The following is a 452-nucleotide window of genomic DNA, read 5'->3' on the forward strand; positions in this document are numbered from 1 at the left end:
TGACTTAGGTTGTTTACCCACTTTGGCTGTTTCAATACGTTTTTTAATGCTGGTGTGCTCTGATTCTTCTGGCGTCTCTGCCATTTTGGCTCTTACTGGATTCAAATCCACATACGCTAAACACGCTACCAGCGCGGCTTCATCTAACAAAGCCTGTGATTTAAAACGCCCTTCCCAGAATCGCCCTGTACAGCCATCTTCTCTATTGGCTTTGCGCGCGATATCTTCATTTAGCGTGCGCATAAACCAGCTTATATCAGCTAGTCGTGTTCGGTATTGGTCTATTAACTCCGACAGTAAGCAACGCTCTGAATTAGTCAGTGGCTCGCCATTGATAAACTTATGCGTCAGCCAAGTCCCTTTAAATTGCTTGTGCCAGCGTATAATAATGGCTTTATCCGTTAGACGTTTTGCTTTTTTATCATCAACATATAAAACAATATGCGTATGGT

General features: G+C 42.9%; 1 protein-coding gene. It reads right to left on the reverse strand.

Features of this window, described 5'->3' with window-relative positions; genetic code table 11:
- Positions 1 to 452: transposase (locus A7985_RS25455; RefSeq protein ID WP_370671187.1), on the reverse strand; the 452-nt coding region annotated here is incomplete at both ends.

It is taken from the genome of Pseudoalteromonas luteoviolacea, assembly GCF_001696455.1.
GTDB lineage: Bacteria > Pseudomonadota > Gammaproteobacteria > Enterobacterales > Alteromonadaceae > Pseudoalteromonas > Pseudoalteromonas luteoviolacea_C.